This window comes from Corynebacterium sp. ACRQJ (genome assembly GCF_022346045.1).
In the GTDB taxonomy this organism is placed as follows: domain Bacteria; phylum Actinomycetota; class Actinomycetes; order Mycobacteriales; family Mycobacteriaceae; genus Corynebacterium; species Corynebacterium evansiae.
The window spans coordinates 1-584 of record NZ_JAKRMT010000052.1; the positions used below are offsets into that span (position 1 = coordinate 1).

Here is a 584-nt window from a genome sequence, read left to right on the forward strand (position 1 = left end):
CGACAACTCCCCGTAGCTGGCGAACAGTAGCTCCTGGCGCTGGCGCTCGTTGGTGAGTTTGCGTGCCACACCGAAAGCTTTATTTACTTATCGGTCCAATTCGTCGTGAGCCTTGAGCAGAATTGGGTCCATCGCTAACGGGTTGTAGTGCTCCGCGAGTGACCGCCGGGGGTGCCGCTCGCGTGCCCGCAGCACCAACTGTCCAGCGTCGATGATTCGCTGCTGCGCCTTCTCATCTAGTTCACACAGAGCTGGTCCGCAGTTGTAGCTCCCGATGTACTCCGAAAAACGGAAAAAATAAATAGCGGGGATACATCAACCTTCCACTTTCCATTCTTCCGGCTCAGAGTATTGAGGGGTCTGGGACCGGGTCCGTAAACCCTTTATGTTTTCCGCGCACAGCGGTTTTTAGCGACGCGCCCTATAGGTTTTCCGCAGAACCTATATGTGTTTCTGTGCACCCCTGGGGTTGCCCGCAAATGGTGGACACGTAGTGGAGCTACCTCATAGTTAGGCAGCTGTTTCTTCTTCGTTGGTGGTCTGGGTGATGTGGTGCTCGAAGTCGACGGGGCTGACCATCCCGA

1 protein-coding gene is annotated in these 584 nt (G+C 55.5%); it reads right to left on the reverse strand.

Annotation, left to right across the window (positions count from 1 at the left end; translation table 11 throughout):
- Window positions 1-87 precede the first annotated feature (87 nt).
- Window positions 88-312 carry a type IIL restriction-modification enzyme MmeI gene (locus MHX52_RS10465; protein ID WP_370642254.1) on the reverse strand — a complete coding sequence of 75 codons (225 nt, stop codon included), beginning with the start codon at window positions 310-312 and terminating at the stop codon, window positions 88-90.
- Window positions 313-584 lie beyond the last annotated feature (272 nt).